Origin of the sequence: Nonomuraea sp. NPDC048916 (genome assembly GCF_040649575.1) — a bacterium.
GTDB lineage: Bacteria > Actinomycetota > Actinomycetes > Streptosporangiales > Streptosporangiaceae > Nonomuraea.
On record NZ_JBEZFS010000046.1, the window covers coordinates 1 to 17,525 of the forward strand.

11 protein-coding genes are annotated in these 17,525 nt (G+C 62.8%); 4 read left to right on the plus strand and 7 right to left on the minus strand.

The window, feature by feature from the left end:
* Positions 1-149 precede the first annotated feature (149 nt).
* Entirely contained in the window at positions 150-1,151 is a 1,002-nt protein-coding gene (locus tag AB0C16_RS34540) for a hypothetical protein (RefSeq protein ID WP_357689334.1), read from the minus strand.
* A gap of 1,594 nt (positions 1,152-2,745) precedes the next feature.
* Positions 2,746-3,663, minus strand: coding sequence for a hypothetical protein (locus AB0C16_RS34545; protein ID WP_357689336.1), 918 nt, complete (start codon positions 3,661-3,663; stop codon positions 2,746-2,748).
* A 1,457-nt stretch (positions 3,664-5,120) separates the two neighbouring features.
* Between AB0C16_RS34545 and AB0C16_RS34550 the strand changes: the two genes are divergently transcribed.
* Positions 5,121-9,641 carry a hypothetical protein gene (locus AB0C16_RS34550; protein WP_357689338.1) on the plus strand — a complete coding sequence of 1,507 codons (4,521 nt, stop codon included), beginning with the start codon at positions 5,121-5,123 and terminating at the stop codon, positions 9,639-9,641.
* 965 nt (positions 9,642-10,606) lie between these two features.
* Here the strand turns inward: AB0C16_RS34550 and AB0C16_RS34555 are convergent.
* The 4 genes from AB0C16_RS34555 to AB0C16_RS34570 all read right to left on the minus strand — a co-directional run bounded on the left by AB0C16_RS34555 (position 10,607) and on the right by AB0C16_RS34570 (position 13,887).
* Positions 10,607-11,338, minus strand: coding sequence for a M15 family metallopeptidase (locus AB0C16_RS34555; RefSeq protein WP_357689340.1), 732 nt, complete (start codon positions 11,336-11,338; stop codon positions 10,607-10,609).
* A 115-nt stretch (positions 11,339-11,453) separates the two neighbouring features.
* The gene (locus AB0C16_RS34560; protein WP_357689342.1) at positions 11,454-11,690 is read right to left on the minus strand and encodes a hypothetical protein; all 237 of its coding nucleotides are present in this window, start codon (positions 11,688-11,690) and stop codon (positions 11,454-11,456) included.
* Entirely contained in the window at positions 11,687-12,106 is a 420-nt protein-coding gene (locus tag AB0C16_RS34565; RefSeq protein WP_357689344.1) for a hypothetical protein, read from the minus strand. Before AB0C16_RS34565 ends, AB0C16_RS34560 begins: the two co-directional genes overlap by 4 nt.
* On the minus strand, positions 12,103-13,887 hold the full coding sequence (locus tag AB0C16_RS34570) for an MDR family MFS transporter (protein ID WP_357689346.1): 1,785 nt from the start codon (positions 13,885-13,887) through the stop codon (positions 12,103-12,105). The genes AB0C16_RS34565 and AB0C16_RS34570 overlap by 4 nt, the downstream gene beginning before the upstream one ends.
* Before the next feature lie 99 nt (positions 13,888-13,986).
* On the opposite strand from AB0C16_RS34570, the gene AB0C16_RS34575 reads away from it, so the two are divergent.
* The gene (locus tag AB0C16_RS34575) at positions 13,987-14,550 is read left to right on the plus strand and encodes a TetR family transcriptional regulator (protein ID WP_357689348.1); all 564 of its coding nucleotides are present in this window, start codon (positions 13,987-13,989) and stop codon (positions 14,548-14,550) included.
* A gap of 130 nt (positions 14,551-14,680) precedes the next feature.
* Here AB0C16_RS34575 and AB0C16_RS34580 read toward each other — a convergent pair whose 3' ends face one another.
* Positions 14,681-15,217, minus strand: coding sequence for a gamma carbonic anhydrase family protein (locus AB0C16_RS34580; RefSeq protein ID WP_357689350.1), 537 nt, complete (start codon positions 15,215-15,217; stop codon positions 14,681-14,683).
* A 148-nt stretch (positions 15,218-15,365) separates the two neighbouring features.
* On the opposite strand from AB0C16_RS34580, the gene AB0C16_RS34585 reads away from it, so the two are divergent.
* Positions 15,366-16,652: a CoA transferase gene (locus tag AB0C16_RS34585; RefSeq protein WP_357689352.1), complete on the plus strand. Its 1,287-nt coding sequence runs from the start codon at positions 15,366-15,368 to the stop codon at positions 16,650-16,652.
* 63 nt (positions 16,653-16,715) lie between these two features.
* Entirely contained in the window at positions 16,716-17,492 is a 777-nt protein-coding gene (locus AB0C16_RS34590; RefSeq protein WP_357689354.1) for an enoyl-CoA hydratase/isomerase family protein, read from the plus strand.
* The last annotated feature ends 33 nt before the right edge of the window (positions 17,493-17,525 follow it).

The following is a 17,525-nucleotide window of genomic DNA, read 5'->3' on the forward strand; positions in this document are numbered from 1 at the left end:
ATCAGCGATCCGCGAGGTCACCGTCGCGAGTTCGGCATCCCAGGACACGACGAGATCGTAGGTGAGGCACAAGGTCACTTGCAGACCATCACCGATACACCCGCAGTCACGCTGGCGAACGACTTAAAGATCTACCGATGTAGTACCAGTTACCCCAGTTGGAGAAGGTGTGATCCGTGTGCTGGCAGCTTGTTATGCGGAATACCTTGAAGCAGAATGTTCAAAAGTGATGACTCCTCGCTGGTGGCATAAATTACTTGGCCTAGCCCGGAGTCCCCATGTAGGCGTTGTAAAAACGCTTCTAGGCTACGACGATCAGTCTCTTGCTGCCTAGGCTCGTCCAGTATAAGAAAACCCAAGTGACGCCCTTCCTCATGTGCAAAGGCAGCTTCCAAGAGTGCAGTATGGTATGCCCATTTCGTTCGGATAGCATCAGAGGCGCTTATCCCCAATGCGACATCGAAGCTCAGCTCAAAACCATCATTTATTGGAAGTAGAGTTCGCTCGTCAATAGTGACTTCTGCTGGGGAAAGGCTGCGCAGGCCGTAGGCGGAAAGCTGTTGTTGAAAGCTGGACCGGAAGGAGCGCAACAGCACTCTATCGCGTGGATTGCTGTCGCTTTCCCCGAGTCGAGCTCGCCTGGTTCTTACGTCGTCTAGACGGAGTGCAAGGCTGTCTAAAGCTTCGTCTATGGCGCCGATAAGCGCACCCAGTCGTTCAGCACCACTTAGTCTGCTCTCAAGGAACAGCCTCTCCTGCACCTCGGCAAGGCTCGGCAAATTTGATGGTCCCACCAATTCATCACGCAAGAGCCTAACCCTGTCGCGTGCCTCGGATAGTCTGCTCTCGGTTGCAGCTACAGAGCTTGCAAGATTAACTGCCTTGATTTCGGCAGACGCCTGCATGTTGAGTAACGTGGATCTCTCGGCATCCAGAAGACTGAGGTTATCTTCAACGGTACTTACAGTACCCGTCTCGACGCTTCTGCTATCGAGGTCCTGCTGACAGGTCGGGCATCGTCCTTCTGCGACAAGCGGGAGTTGAAGCTCGCCTCCGAGGATTCGCACTCTCTGTATATCCTGAAGTCGATGCCGATCTTGTTCGACGTGCGCCAGACGAGAAGCCAAAACATCTTGTTCGCCCTGAGACATAGTCAGTTCTTCGCGTAGGCTACGAACTATTGCGCCCAGATTGCGGACCTGCTGCTCTGCTACCTCGAGGTCTGATCGGCTTAGGACTGTGCGCTCTCCTCCCGTTATGACGTCTCCTGAGAGGGAAGCTAGCTTCTCCCGCCAACTCTGCTCAGCTGAAGGTAAGGAGACCCAACGATCCCCCTCATTCACTTCAACTATTGATCCCTGTCTCTGTGAATATGCAACGGGAGAAGAGTCGAAAATCAATGCTCTACAGCCCTCAGCAAGTGCTGCATCTTTGGCTCGCGTAACAGCCTGTCCCCACTCCCGAGCTATCGCTGCCTCTTCTTGTCGTAGGACCTCCAGAGCACGAATTCGATCTAAGGTGGATAACCCCAGTACATACTCGACAGCTCTCCTCAACGGATCGCGGATACCGTAGTGGGTAGGGACGCGAGGTGCTATGCCGGACCAGCCGAATTTCTGTTCGACATAGAAAAGTGGGAAAAGTACTTCCAAGTATAAAGGTGTTTCCCCACCCGAGTGATCTGGCACACGAGGCAGAGCCCAGCCTAGAAAATTCTCGAGAATCCTATGGAAGCCTAGTGCACTGGTTGTAGCTCTACGTTCGCGAACGAACATATCGAGGCGAGGAGCCGAAACTAGCCCTTCCTGAGTGTCAGAAAGCCATACGTGCACAAGAGTTCTTTCAACGTCAGGACTGATGGCCCAACGCTGTACGCGCAGATACTGTCCGGACGAGTTCCGCAAAGTAACTGACGCGGACGACTCCACCACCCCTACTCTTCCAGTATCTGTATCGATAGCCTGCGTCATCGCTGGCCCAAGGGGGGTACGTCGCGATGCTGAAAGAGATCCTTCGAGGCCTAAAGCAAATACGACGCTCTGGAGCAGAGTTGATTTTCCCCAACTATTATCTGCATTAAGAACATTAAGTCCAGGCTGTAAGTGTGCCCTATAGCGCGCGCGCCCTTGCGTCGTATTGACATCTAAGGCCACCGTCACGATGCTTATCACTATCGTTCCCTATTGTTTGGCTGCGTACCGGATCTCCCCTGACGTTTGCCCAGTCTTTCCCACATGCCCGATTCTGTAAACGCACCAAATCGGGAGAGCGTTCGACGCTCTTCTTGTAGTGGCATATCAACATCATTGCGTAGAGCATTCACTAAGCGGAGCCCAGCAGGTGTTAGCACTTGCCGGCCAGTGCTCTTCTGCTCGACAAGTCCAGCTGCTCGGGACAATTTCAAGGTGTCCTCTAGATGGGAATCCCAGGCCCTTAAAATCTCAGGGGCGCCAGGCTGTTTGTTCCATACAGCGCTTAGCTGTGCTGCGTTCTCAGGGTCGCGTATAAGCCACGATAGGACATGCAATTGTTCCACCGTAGCTGACTTGCCGCGACAGACAGACAGACATAGGAGAATCGAAACAACACGCCACACAACTCGGTCTCTGCCTGATAAGGGAAGCGGAACTTGCCTTACCTCAAGCCCGCTCGTGGGATGGGGGAAGCGTCGTACTCGACGAGCTCGTAGAGTACGTCCGGGTGCCGCAGTCGATTCTGCTACTTCGACTCGCGGCTCATCAGAGTTCATGCTGATGCCCTAAAACGTAGCGGACATGTTATCCACCATGCTGCGACATAGTGTTGCGCAAGTTGTTGGCAGGCGACTCTATCTAATACTGGTATGTCGTTGATGAAACCGTCAGCAAGCTCTTGCGTTAGAGCCTCTATATCACTCGCGCCGCCGTTTCCCGCCGCTAAGCGACGGTACAATTTACGATAAGTTGCATTAGCGCGCCTTGATACCGTTTCGTATGCTAACGGGTAACGGTCTTGCAGTTGCTCAAGATAGTTTTTTCCATAAATATAGTCGAAAAGTGTCTCATCGCGATATCCCGCAAGATACTCCGTGTCAGTTGCGAAGGAAGGATCGACCAGAAGTTTTTTTGTTAGGGAATCAGTTATATTTGGCTCTACGTGGACACTAAGGTCTCCATGATGTGGCTCTTGAATCTGTAACCGTATCGTGCCCGCAGGCTCGCGATACAACGCAGCCATCTCTACAGCAAAAAGAGTTCGATCGGTGTGCATAACAATCTCGAACGTGGCGTGGCACCATTTTGGGCGCGGATTCTCTCTTACCTTTTCACTCTTCTCCCGCGCATACTTAACAAGCTCCTTGTCGTCGTACTCGGGAGTAAGTAGAACCCAACGACGCACCATATATCCTGACCCAAGTAAGGCAACAGTGTCTAGTGGATTATCGACAAGCTTTCGGATATCGTCACGAATTTTTTTCTTTTGGGCGTTTGTTTGAGCCTCGACCGTGAAGCAATCTTTAGGGGCATAACATTGATATACAATTGTGTCGTCAAGGCGATATGCTTCTAGTCCGCCATCTCCCCGCACGCGATCGGGGACGAACTGTATGTCTTCTCCGTGTTTTAGGCCCAGAAGCTTGCAGCAATGCTGCTGCCACTCGCCACCGTCCCATTGCTCTCGCACTGACATTAAGCGGCCAGCGTCTGAGTGATTTTATGCAAAGCTGCCTCACTATGGTTTAGATGTGCAAGCTACAAGCCGGGGTCTCCTGACTCGGTGATGCTTTTGTCTATAAATAAAGCGTGATCGTGTAACAATTTGAATACAGAAGGCAGTGCTGTCGAAGCGTCGCATGTGGATAGATCGTCAAGTAGTCATATAGTGACTCGATACTCTTAGCTGGTCAAGGCGTTCATTGTCGATTTGGTGCATGAATCGGCTGTATGCCGGAGATGCCCAGCCGCTGGGTCGTCGCATCTCACACTTGGTGATACATCGGTTGAACTGGTAGGGCCTGGCCACGAGATCGTCATGGACCGATGGTCGACCCGGTACCGATCAGGCGGCCTGCGATCAGTCTTATGGGCCGAATGGGATCTTTGCGCCCTGCCTGTGACCATGCGGACGGCGCCCAATAGGACTCAGTCCACCCATCGGGCACGATGGCGTACGTGACCGCTTGGCAGCAGCGACCACTTGCGGAGACATCCACTGGCCGACAGCCTCCCCGTGCACTGGCCGGCGAGTGCCTTGAGCGGCATAGTCCGCCGGAAAACTAAAGGTCATGCTGCCGCGTGGCCTCCGCTCTCGGGCCTGGCAGTCCTGCGGGCGGGGTCCTCTTGCCACCGAGCGAGAAGGCGCAGGTGGGCGGGGCGTTGTACAGCAGCTAGATATAGCGACGGGGCTGGACGATGGCGTATCTCGGTGAACGTCGTCACACACCTGATGAGGCCGATGAGCCCTCTACGTCGGGGCTGGCTCCTGTATGCAGCAGGCGCTCCGACTGTGTGAGCCGTAGGGAAGATCGGTAAGCGATCTGTTGCCGCCTTGACGATCGCTGACTTCGGCATTCGCCATACGGGTTGGGGCGATCGACGCCGAGGCCCTCCTTCGTCGGGACTCGGCACCCGGGGAACCATGGCTGAGGTGACAGCAGCGCTGACAGCAACATCCCCATACGCCAGCGCCTCTGGACCGCCGTCCACGGACCTCTGACCTTGGCCTTGATCGACCGAGCAGGATGATGGGCCCGCCTGAAAAACGGACGGTCATGCTGCGGTGCGGCTCACGTTCTTCGGGCCGTGTAGAGGGCTCACCTCCGCGACGTGGGTGTTCGAGGAAGTGTGGACCTCGTCGGTGTTTCACACACCGTGCTAGTAGCATCGGGGGTTACCTCTGGGCCAACCGACACGTTACGGCCCCATCGCCGCTGTCGTAGGCTGTTTCGCACCGCCGCGGCTGTGTACGCCGCTAATGTTCTATGTGAACCATCCAACGTCACCGGCCTGCGCTCAGCGGGTCGGCGGCCGGATGGTGTCGCTGCTGGAGCGGCGGCAGCGCTCCAAACCACGCGAATCCGAGCGTGAGCGATCAGGAATATTCCAAATTGGGACGGAGTGGCATGCGGGGGGGTATCCACGTTGAGCTTCGACACGCTGCGTATGTGGAACGGTGAACAGAGCCGGGCGTTCGAGGAACTCTCCTTCCAGCTACTCAAGGATCATGTGCCATTCGGTACGCGTGCGATTCGGACCGGCAACCCTGACGGGGGTGTGGAGTGGTACGCCGTACTACCGAATGGAACCGAATGGGGTTGGCAGGCCAAGCATGTCAAGGGCATCGATGCCCTCATAACCGCCATGACTGATTCGGTCAAGCGGGTAGCTAAAGAGCGCCCAGATTTGCGCAAGCTGACTTTCGTCATCTCCTGGAATTTGGCGACCGGCAAGGCAGGGAAGGGCGGTCGGCAGCGCAAGTCCCAGCGGGAGAAGTACGAAGACAAGGTCGCAACCTGGCAGAAGACAATCCCCGGCGCAGACAAAATCGCGTTTGAGCTGGTACAGGAGAGTGACCTGCTAAATGAGCTGGCCAAGCCAGAGCATAACGGCCGGCGCTGGTTCTGGTGGGACGACTTAGTTCTCGGCCAGGACTGGCTGGAGCAACGCTACAAGCAGCAAGCCGCTGCCGCTAGCGAGAAGTACCGCCCTGATCTGCAGGTCGACGTACCTATCCAGGAAGACCTGCTTGCGCTCGGCTTCGACCAGTCGATCCTTGCCATTTTCGACCGGCTGCGCCGAGATGTCATCTCGGCTATTGCTGATCTGCACATGTCGCCAAGGGACGAAGACGAGGCTGGTGCCTCGCTCTACCAGGCCATCCAAGGCACGGCTGCAGCATTGAAAGCCACAGCAGGCGCGCTCGCGTTGCAAGCGGCCGATACTCCGACCGTCCTCGAACCGCTTAACCAGCAACTGTCGGCCTGTATGCAGGCTATCGATGCCGCCGAGGAGTACGAGCGCAGGTTGGCGGCCGAGTGGCGGGAGCTGCCGGACGACGACCCTGAAAAGGCCAAGAGACCACCGGAGCGTGCTAGTAGCTACGGCGCAGGCGGACTGCACATGGCGATCAGCGAGTTGGTTTCGTGGCTCGAATCGTCAGCAGGTCGCTCGTTTCAGCGCCGCACCTACTTTCTGACCGGTCAGGCTGGATCGGGCAAGACGCACCTGCTCCTCGACGCCACCCGGCGGGCCCTCGACGCCGGTCGACCTGCGGTGTTCCTAGCGGGCGCGCAGTTCGGTCAGAGTAACCTGTGGGCGAGCATCGCAGACCAACTCGGCCTGCAGCCAGTCGGGGCGGATGTGCTGCTCCGCTCCATGGACGCGGCTGGGGAAGCCGCCTCGATTTCCGGGCGCCGGTTCGTGATCTTCGTCGATGCGCTCAACGAGACCACGCCCGCCGAGTTCTGGCGCATTCATCTGCCTATGCTTCGAGCAGCAATAGCGCCGTACCCGCATGTCGCGCTCGCAGTCTCCTGCCGGGACACCTACCAGAATCTCGTCCTGGAAGGCGAGGAAGGCTCCTACTACGTGCGTCGCACGCACCCAGGTTTCGCTGAGCGGGAAGTCGAAGCTACGCAGCGATACTTCGCGCACTACGGTCTCGAAGCTCCCAAGATTCCGCTGCTGACTCCCGAGTTTACGCTGCCGTTGTTCCTGCGCCTGTACTGCGAGAGTCTGTCACAGACCGACGCGCGCTCCATCCCCGCCGGTCACCAGGGGCGTGTCGCCATCTTCGAGCGCTACCTTGCCGCGAAGATCTCGACAGTGTCTCGGCGCTTTCGGCCGAACGTCAGCTCCGGCTATGAGTTGGACGCGGCGAACACCCAAGTCAGCCGGGTTCTCGACGCGCTGCTTGACGAGCTCTCGCGTCTCGGTCGCGAGAGCATGAGCACTAGCCTCGCTGAGGCAACTGCCCGAGAGGCGCTACACGGCTCCAGCTTCGACGCCACGAGAATCATAGGCCTGCTTCAGGAAGAAGGAGTCCTCACCCGCGAACGCCTCTACATGGGCAACGGCAACTTCGACGAAGGTATCCGGATCGTCTTCCAGGCCTTCGCCGACTTCCTGCTCCTGAAGCGCCGGCTGGTGCTGTCCGACGACCCGTTGAACGACCAGGCGGTCAGATCATGGCTGGCAGATGACTGCAGTTGGGGGATCAACGAGGCGGCGACTGTCCTATTTCCCGAGGTGTACGGCGTTGAGGTGCCGGACTTCTTGGGCATCAAGCCAACAACCGGACCAAAACGGGAGGAGGACCGTGCCGTCAGGGAGCAGCACAACCGTGCTCGCCAGCTCTACCGCTCGCTCGTCGAGACCCTGCCATATCGCGACTCGCAGGCGATCTCCCAGCGCACCATCGACCTCCTGAATGATGCGCAGCCCTACCTGCTCCGCGACGAGTTCTACCGAGTGCTGTTCACGCTCGCGCCGCAACCTGGCAACCGCCTTAACGGCAACGGGCTGCACCAGTACCTTCTTCGGCAGCGTATGCCGCGACGTGACAGTGACTTCGGGTTCGCGACGTACCACGAGTTGTCTGAAGCCTTCAACCCCGCAGCTCGTCTCGCGCGCTGGGCGGCAGCCGGGCCGTACCCATCGTACGACGCTGAAGTCATTGAGCTGGCGTGCATCCCGCTGTGCTGGCTCCTGTCCTCTCCGAACCGCTTCATGCGCGACTGGGTCACCAAGTCGTTGGTGCAGCTGCTACGCGGTCACCTCGACGTCATGCGTGCACTGGTCGAGCGCTTCTGGACGGTTGATGACCCGTACGTGGTACAGCGCGTTATGGCCATCGCCTACGGCTCGCTGCTCCGCAGCACCCCGGCGCAGGCCAACCAGGCCAAGGCGGTTGCCGAGCTGGTACTCGCCTTGGTCTTTACCCGACCGATTCGGCCGGATGAGCTGCTGCTGGACGCTGCGCGCGGCGTCGTGCGATGGGCGGTTGCTCACCAGCTACTGCCCGCCTCAGCTGTGGGCTTGTCGCAGCGTCCATACGGGCTGAAGCCGCCAGGTCCGCCACCAACGGAGGCGACGATCGAGGCCAGTTATGGCTGGCATAAGGACCAGCCCGACGACGAAAGCTATTCGTCGATCAGTTTCTCGTTGCTCAGCATGGGAGACTTCGGCCGTTACGTGGTAGAGGCCGGCCTGCGTCACTTCTCGCGTTACCGCACGGGACAGGACTATCCCAAACGCGAATACCGAAAGCCACGCTTCATCAAGCGAAGTTGGCAGGCATTCCTCGCCTCGCTGGACGATGACCAGAAGCGGAATCTCGGTGCGTTGATAAACGACCCGGAGCAAATGGCTCATAGCAGATTGAGCTTCCTGTATAGGGGAGTCGACGATCCCCTTACCGAAGAGCAGCGGAAGTTGCTCGATGCCGTTTTCGTGTACCCCAAACCAGTCAACGACGATTACCCGGCTGACGGTGCCCGCCGTTGGATCTTCCGGCGCACCATTAGCCTGGGCTGGACGCCGAAGCTGTTCGGCCGTAAGGACCGCAACATCGGTCATGGTCGCGGGCGGGAGGGCCACAAGGCCGAGCGCTGGGGGAAGAAGTACCAGTGGATGGCGTACCACGAACTGCTGGCCCGCGTGGCGGATAACTATCAGACCTCTTGGTGGTACGGCGACAGCGAACCGTACGAGGGACTGCACCAGATCATCGGCGAGAGGGAGATCGATCCCAGCCTGCCCACGATCGATTACCGGGCCTTCAACGATAACGGTGGCAACGACACCGCGGCCTGGGACCCGCCGCTGATCCAATTGCAGGAGTGGCCGCCCGCGCGTCTTGACTTCGGCCGCTACCAGGGAGATGTCAGGCGGTTCCTGTCTGACACCGAATCCGAGCCGACGGTTGCCCGGTCCACGTTCGTCCGGGACCGCAGCGACGATGAATGGGTGGTGCTAGAAAGCTTCATAAAGCAGGTCGATCCGCTGGCCGACAAGGGGTGGCGTGGCCTTCAGGAACGCAGCGCGATCGACACACTGCTCATCGCGGCCGGTGACGCCGAGGCGTTCCTCGCCGCGCTGTCGGCCAAACCGCGCCATGAGATCCGTGACCTAGTCGACTCGCACGGCCACATCGACTGCTGCTATGTGGGCGAGGTCGGTCGCGTTGGCCCAGACTGCCCGCACCGGCACAGTACGCTCCGACCAGTAACAATCGGAGAAGAGTCATTTCAGGTCGTGCCGACCATCGAGCAGTACACATGGGAGGGCAGCATCCTTGACTGCTCCATCGGCGAATCCGCGACCACGATCCTGCCCTCAACGTTCATACAGCAGGCCGCGGGATTGACCTTCGACATGCGAGGCCCGAGCTGGCTGGATGCTGCAGGCGCGCCCGTTTTCACCTACTACGAGGTTCCAGGGAACGACAGCCGAGCGCTGCTGGTGCGGGCTTCCTTCTTGCGAGATTTCCTGGCAGCGCAGAAGCTTCAACTCATCGTATTGCATTGGTTCGAGCGGATGCGGCTTAACGATGACTATCACGGCGAGCATCCATACGTGGAGTCGAGCATCGATGCCTGGCTTGCATCGGATCTGGGTATGCGAGAGAAAAAGCCGAGGAGAACTGAACGCGACTTAGTGTGAGGGTTGGCATAGTCAGGAGATCGGGGAGATCAATCTTCGTTGCTACCTTCGCTCCCCCTGATACGAAGACATCTCTCGCACCATGCGTGATCTTGCTAACGAGAATGCTAACGGCGTTCCCGGATGTGAGTGGACATCCATGGAAGACGATCAAGTGAGAGTCCTCTCGGAGCAGGATTTTCTGACACCGGTGGACGCCTGTGGATGATCTCGAACTGGCTACGGATCAGAAGGTGCCTGGTCGGTGCTCGACTTGTCTCGACTCCAAATCTGAGTGCATCGAGGGAGGTCTTCGATGCCGCCACCCTCCGGGATCATGCCCCAGAGGAAGGGGATCAGGTACTGAGGCGGTTCGCCCAGGAGCGCGGCCAGTTCGTCCTCGGTGACGGTGAGGGTGAATGCTGAGCCCAGTCGTCCCGAGTTCCATCCTTGTTCGACGGCCCGTCTGATGCATCCGACGACAAGGACGGGACGGATCGTGATCGTTCGCTCTCCTGACCAGTTGTCCGGCCGGGCGCAGGGGAGTGACACCACAAGGACGCGGCCTGGTTCCTCGCTCGCTCAACGGCGAAGGTGAGGGGGCTCCAGCTGTTGCCTTGGCTGTAGGTCGGCTTGTGGCTGACCCGCCAGCGGTAGACGGCGCCGTCGACGGTGATGATCCGCGAGCCCTTCTTTGGCATTGCCACAGGCGCCTCCAAGCTCTGTTCTTGTTCCGTCGCTGTTCCGTGGGAGTACCGGAATCAGCGAGAAGTGATGCGAGACGTCTGCAAGCGTAACCCCTGCTCATCAACATGATCGAGCTGTTTTCGCAGGTGGCCAGATCGAAGGTCGGAGATCACCCAGATCTTCGAGGGCAGGCAGGGCACAACGAGGGCACATGAGGTTGTGAGACACCAGGAAACGCTGAGAGCTGTTGAGTGGACGAACCGCAGGTCAGGCCCAGAGCGGTGACATCGCCCCAGCTCTCAGCCGCCACCCTTGCTGAAGTGCTGGTAGTCCTTGGTGCCTGACCAGTAGCCGCCCCACTCCCAGCCGACCGAGGAGAAGGCGCGCACCACCTTGTCGCCCGGGTTGATCACGCCCTTGCCCTTCATGGGGCGCTTGGTGAACTGTTTGGCGTTCTGGTGGGCGGTGCCGCCGCCGGCGGTGACGTACGGGTTCTCGCGCGGGTTGATGTCCACGGCCTGGCCGTAGGCGTGCTTGGACCAGCTGCTCGATCCGGTGGCCGGGCGGCAGTTGAAGGCCGAGGTGTTGTCCGCCTCGATCGAGTCGAAGTCGTCGCCCTTGTAGACGTCGACGAGCCGCATCTGCTTGATCGGGAAGCGCATGTCGTACAGCTTCTTGAAGGCGGTCGTGATGTCGTCGGCGACGGTGTCGCGGACGACGAGTTCGCCGGTGTGCGCCCGGTTGTCGAAGCCCCAATAGGTCATGGTGACCAGGCGCAGGTCCTGGTAGCCGACGGGGCAGCCGGGGCGCCAGGAGTAGGGCAGCCGGTCGCGGGCGATCTTGGTGACCTTGGCGGTGAACTCCGGCGGGCCCGTCCGCGTAGGCGAAGGCGAAGGCGACGGTGAGACCGGGGCTGAAGGAGTGGCCTGCGCCGGCTCCAGCCCGGTGCGGTCCGGTTGCGCGGCCGGGGTCTGCCCGGCGCATGCGACGACCGTGAGAGTCAGGCAGGCGAGGACGGCAGAACGCTTCATCCCGCCACCATATGCGACGTCTTGCCAGCTCAGAGGGCTATCAGCGCGGTACGGCGAGCCCGTTCGGTGGCGAACTCGCCGAATCATGCCGACGCCGTGGCGTGGGCCAGAACAGCTAGTCGGCGGCGTGCTTGCCGCGGCCGGTGATTTCGCGCAGCGCGTCGGCCGCGTACGCCACGAGGGTGACGAACGACCCGCCGGACAGCAGGCCGCCCACCCACAGGTCGTTGACGGTCGCGTCGGTGTAGGCGGCGCCGCGGGGCTGGTGGCCGGTGACGAACGGCGCGGCGATCAGCCAGAGGCCGGCCACGAACAGCAGGGCGAGGGCGGTCACGCCCACTTTGGCCTTCATCGGTTGTCTTCCGCTCCGATCAGGGGGGTCGCGCCGTTCTGGCGATGTTCGCCGGTGCTGTTCAGGTCTTCGCGCAGCGCCTCGACGAGCGGGGCGAGCAGGGCGGCCAGCTCCGCGGACGACGTCTGCGGCGCGGCGGGGGCCGGTTCGGGGACGGGCTGGGGTTCCGGCCGGCGCTGCCGCACGGTGACCAGGCCGCGCGTGACGAGTTCCTCGTGGATGGACGCGACGAAGGAGGCCACGCCGATGACGCCGACGACGGTCACGCCCAGCCCGGTGAAGAACTCGGACGTGGTCGCGCCGGTCCAGTCGGCCGTCTCGGGCTGGGTGCCCAGGGCGAAGGGAGCGATCATGAGCCACAGCCCGGCCATGAGCGCGAGGGCGGCCACGACGGCGCCCGCGAACTTGCGGATCATTGAGCGATTCCTCCTGTGACGAGGTCTTTCTGAGGGGGCGCCGCCTGCGTGATCAGGGCGCGTGACGTGGGGCGCAGCACGGTCCGCGCGACGAACCTGGCGCGCTCCCGTTCGGACCGGTCATCCGGAGGGGCCATCCTGGCGACCGCCGTGAGCAGGGCGGACGGCTGTCCGTTCGCGCGCTCGACGCGCTGGGCGATGAGCTCCAGGAGGAGGCCGGCCAGGACCAGGTCGTCCTTGCCGAGCGGCTTCGGCTCCGGCGGTGTCGGCGCTGTGGTGCCCCGGAGCGGCAGCTCCTTGAGGAAGACCACGGCCAGGAATCCGAGCAGGGCGATCGGCACGCCCACGATGAAGACGGTCTCCAGGCCCCGGGTGAACGACTCGAGGACGATGCCCTTGACCGGCTCCGGCAGTCGCTGGATCGCGTCGGGGCTGCCGAGCGTGGGCGAGCCGCCGCCGGGGATCTGGATGTGCGCGGCGCGCAGCATCTCCGTCATCTCGGTCATGAGGCGGTTGGTGAGGATCGCGCCGAACGCGGCCACGCCCACGGCGCCGCCGAGCGACCGGAAGAAGGAGACGCCCGATGTGGTGGCGGCCATGTCGCGCACCTCGGAGCCGTTCTGGGCGGCGAGGATGAGCATCTGCATGGACAGCCCGAGCCCGACGCCCAGCACGCCCACGTCGAACCCGATCAGCCATCCGCTGGAGTCGACGTGCAGCCGCGACAGCAGGAACAGTCCCACGGCCACGATCAGCAGGCCCGCCACCGGGAACAGCTTCCACTTCCCGGTCCTGGTGACGATCTTGCCGGAGACGACGCCGGAGACGAACAGCGCGAGGACCATCGGCAGCGTCATGAGGCCGGAGTCGGTCGGGCTCATCCCCTTGACGATCTGCAGGTACTGCGGCAGGTAGATCATCGCGCCGAACATCGCCATGCCCACGAACAGCGAGCCGAGGCTGGTGAGCACGAACGTGGGGTTCCGGAACAACCTGGGCGGCAGGATCGGGTTGCGGGCCGTGCGCTCCGCGAGCACCGCCAGGGCCAGCATGAGCAGGCTCAGCGCGCCGAGACCGTACGTCCAGAACGAGTTCCATTCGAACTCCTGGCCGCCGAGCGTGAGAAGCAGCATCAGGGCGGTGGCGGCGGCGGTGATGGTGGTCGCGCCCCAGATGTCGATCGAGGTGTCCCGCTTGACCGTGGGCAGCCGCAGCACCTTCTGGATCACCACGGCGGCGACCACCGCGAAGGGCACCACCACGTAGAAGCACCAGCGCCAGCCCAGCCATTCGGTGTCCACGATGAACCCGCCGAGCAGCGGCCCGGCGACGGTGGAGATGCCGAAGACCGCGCCCATGTAGCCGGAGTAGCGACCCCGTTCCCGGGGCGAGACGATGTCGCCGAGGATCACCTGGGAAAGGGCCGACAGGCCGCCGACCCCCAGGCCCTGCACGGCTCGGGCGGCGATGAGCTGGCCCATGTCCTGTGACAGGCCGGCCACGAGCGACGCGGCGACGAAGAGTCCCAGGGCGGTCTGGAAGAGCAGCTTCCGCCCGAACACGTCGGACAGTTTTCCCCAGAGCGGCGTGGACACCGTCATCGTCAGCATCGTGGCCGAGGCCACCCAGGAGTACTGGTTCTGTCCGCCGAGCTCTCCCACGATCGTCGGCAGTGCCGTGCCCACCACCGAGGTGGAGATCATCGAGGTCAGCATGGCGAGCATCAGCCCGGACATGACCTCGAGGATCTCCCGGTGGGAGTACTGCCGTGTCTGGGTCATCGAGGCACCGCATTCTCTATTCAACATCGACGAACCCATCGAGTATACGCACGTTTACTAGCCGAGCGGCAAGCGACTCACCCCCGTTAGAGTTCACGGATGAACAACCTCCAGATGGAGGCGCGGCCCAGGGACCGCGCGGCCACCCGGGGCCGGCTGCTCGCCGCGGCGCGCTCCCTGTTCGCCGAGCACGGCTACGAGCACGTCACCGTACGCATGATCGCCGCCGCGGCCGACGCCAACATCGCCCTGGTCGGCCGCTACTTCGGGTCCAAGGCCGGGCTGTTCGGCGAGGTGCTGGCCGGCGAGCCGACGATCAGCCGGGTGCTCGACGGCGACCCGGAGGGCCTGCCCAGGCGGCTGGCCGAGCACACCGCGCGGCGGATGCACACCGACCCCGAGAACCCGATCCTGCGCTGCCTCGAACGCTCGGCCGGTCACCCCGAGATCCAGGACCTCGTCCACGGGCGGGTCCGCACCGCGCTGGTCGACCCGCTGGCGACATTCCTCGGCGGCCCCGACGCGCAGGCCAGGGCCCGGCTGGCGGTGGCGGTGATCCTCGGGGGCGGCGCGCTACGCCGCCACCTCGGCCCGGAGGAGCCCACACCGGCCGACGTCGAACGGCTGACCGCCGTCTTCGAGGTCTGCCTGGCCGTACGCTGACCCCCTGGGGGCTGCCCCGCGGCCCGCTCAGCCGTGGGGCCCGCCCCTGACCGAACCGCTGGAGGCACTCCGCGTTCCGTCCGTCCCGCCGAACCGGGGCCGCCACGGCCGCCCCGCCGTCGGCGCCGCCCTACGATGCGACCTCCCGCGCGTACTGACTCGCCCGTAGGACGTAACTGCCGGCGTTGTCCCGGATGCGGTCGACTTCTGTTTCGGTCAGCGCCCGCCGCACCTTTCCCGGCACGCCCGCGACCAGCGAGCCCGGCGGGATGACCGTGCCTTCCAGGACGACCGCGCCCGCCGCCACGAGGGTTCCGCGGCCGATGCGCGCCCCGTTGAGGACGACGGCTCCCATCCCGATGAGGACATCGTCGTCGACGGCGCAGCCGTGCAGCACCGCTCGGTGTCCCACGGAGACACCGCGTCCCAGGGTCACCGGGAACCCTGGGTCGGCGTGCACGACGACACCGTCCTGCAGATTGCTGTCCTCGCCGACGTGGACGGTGTCACCGTCAGCGCGTATCACGGCGGTGAACCAGACGCTGGACCGGGAAGCCAGCGTCACGGCTCCCGCGACGATGGCGCCGGGAGCGACCCACGCGTCCTCAGCCAACGTCGGTCGGACGCCCGCGAAGGAGATGAGCGGGGGAGTCTGGGGGGCAGGCAAGGTCGGTCCCTTCGGTCAGGTTCCATAGCAAGAACAGCTCTGTATACAATAGTCGAAGATTTCGCCTATGGTGAGGGCGGGACGTAACCAGCGCCCCTTAACCGGTAATGCCGGCTGGGTCGGCGCGTGTCATATGGAAGGCGGCCCCATGTCGATGGAGGACGCGGCACCCTTGGCCGGGATCACTGTTCTTGAGGTCGGTGGCTTCATCGCGGCGCCGTTCGCCACTCTGCAACTGGCTGACCTGGGTGCGCGCATCGTCAAGGTGGAAAACCCCACCGGCGGAGAGCCGGTGCGCGCCACCGGGCCCTTCGTCGCGGGTGAGAGCGCGCCGTTCGCGCGCTTCAACCGCAACAAGGAATCCGTGGCACTGGATCTCAAGTCGTCCGGGGGCCGGGACGCGTTCTTGCGGCTGGCCGCGACGGCCGACGTGCTGGTTGAGAACCTCAGGCCAGGTGCCATGGCCGCGCTGGGACTGGGTTACGACGACGTCCGTAACGTCAATCCGAGGATCATCTACGCGTCGGCCTCCGGATGGGGCCAGAGCGGACCTTTGGCGGCACAACCGGGGCTCGACATCATGGCGCAGGCCCGCGGGGGTCTCATGAGCATCACCGGTGACCCGGACGGGGATCCGGCCAAGACCGGTGTGCCGATCTGTGATCTCGTGTGCGCCCTCTACGTGGCCCTGGCGGTCACCGCCGCGCTTCGTGAACAGGCCCACAGCGGCCAAGGGCAGCACATCGACGTTTCCCTGCTCGAGTCGGGCGTGTCGCTGGCCGTTTGGGAGGCGGCCAAGTACTTCACCACTGGCGAGGTGGGTGGCCGGCTGGGCTCAGCGCACCAGAGCATGGCACCGTACCAGGCCATCCGGTGCGCGGACGGCTACGTAACCGTGGGAGCGGTGACGCCGAAGACCTGGAAGGCGTTCTGCACCGCCCTGGATCTCGAGTCGCTTCTCGAGGACACCCGATACGCCGACAGCTTCAGCCGGCACGCGCACCGCGACGAGCTGATCGCCTCGATCGAAGCGGCCACGACCGCGCGCTCGACCGCGGAACTGGTCGACGCTCTTGAGGTTGCCGGCGTGCCGTGCGCACCGATCGCCGACTACTCCGACGTGTTCACGAGCGCCCACCTGGGTGAACGTGACTTCTTCTGGGATTCCTCGCACCCGACGATCGGCACGGTCCGTCAGATCGGGTCACCGATGCGGTTCTCCAGGACTCCGGTACGCAGAGGGCCGGCCGGGCCGGTGCTCGGGGCGGACACCCAAACGGTGCTCATGTCGGCAGGGTTCACGAGTGACGAGGTCAAGGCACTGGTGGAGGCCGGCGCCGCGGCCGAGGCGGTCCTGACCGATGTGCCCGGCCACGGCGGGCACGAGGCTGCCGGACCCACCCGTCCCCGCGACCACACCGCGCCCGTTGACTGATCACGCCCCTACTCATGCTGAGCAGCCGTTCCCGGCTGCCCCGGGCTCCCAGGAGATCACGCGTTGAATACCACCGAACTGTTGGTCGAGGACGACGGAGCAGTCCTGACCGTGACCTTCAATCGTCCGCCACAGCGCAATGCGATGACCTGGGCCATGTACGACGGCCTCGTCCAGGCCTGTGATCGCGCGGACTCCGACGACGACATCCGGGTCATGGTGCTGCGGGGAGCCGGCTCAGCCGCGTTCGTCGCGGGCACCGACATCAGCCAGTTCTCGGACTTCTCCACGGGCGCCGACGGCGTCGCGTACGAGGACCGGATCGCCCGCGTGCTGGGTCGGCTGGAGGAGGTCTCCGTGCCGACCGTCGCCGGTGTCAACGGCTTCTGCGTCGGTGGCGGGATGGCCATCGCCGCCGTGTGCGACCTCCGCGTCGCCACGCGGAGCGCCCGTTTCGGGGTGCCCATCGCGCGAACCCTCGGCAACTGCCTGTCGATGAACTCGCATTCGCTACTGGTTCACCACCTCGGTCCGGCGAGAACACTGGACCTGCTGCTCCGCGCCCGGCTGCTGACCGGTGAGGAGGCTCATGCCGCCGGCTTCGTCAGCGAGCTGTGTGGTGACGACGAGCTCGACGGCGCGGTCGCCAGCGTCGTGGATCAGCTCCTGGCCCACTCCCCATTGAGCATGTGGGCGGCCAAGGAATCCGTCCGGCGACTCCGTCGCGCGCAACTGCCGGACGGTGACGACATCGTCGCCCGCGTGTTCGGCAGCGAGGACTTTCACACGGCGGTCGGCGCGTTCGCCGGGAAGAAGAAGGTCTCGTGGACCGGTCGCTGACCTTCGGAGCGCCTCGTGGCCGGGGTGTTCACC

Coding starts and splice junctions, on each gene's coding strand:
- AB0C16_RS34575 (WP_357689348.1), top strand. CDS start 13,987: ATGAACAACCTCCAGATGGAGGCGCGGCCCAGGGACCGCGCGGCCACC.
- AB0C16_RS34540 (WP_357689334.1), bottom strand. CDS start 1,151: ATGTCTCAGGGCGAACAAGATGTTTTGGCTTCTCGTCTGGCGCACGTC.
- AB0C16_RS34570 (WP_357689346.1), bottom strand. CDS start 13,887: ATGACCCAGACACGGCAGTACTCCCACCGGGAGATCCTCGAGGTCATG.
- AB0C16_RS34555 (WP_357689340.1), bottom strand. CDS start 11,338: ATGAAGCGTTCTGCCGTCCTCGCCTGCCTGACTCTCACGGTCGTCGCA.
- AB0C16_RS34585 (WP_357689352.1), top strand. CDS start 15,366: ATGTCGATGGAGGACGCGGCACCCTTGGCCGGGATCACTGTTCTTGAG.
- AB0C16_RS34565 (WP_357689344.1), bottom strand. CDS start 12,106: ATGATCCGCAAGTTCGCGGGCGCCGTCGTGGCCGCCCTCGCGCTCATG.
- AB0C16_RS34560 (WP_357689342.1), bottom strand. CDS start 11,690: ATGAAGGCCAAAGTGGGCGTGACCGCCCTCGCCCTGCTGTTCGTGGCC.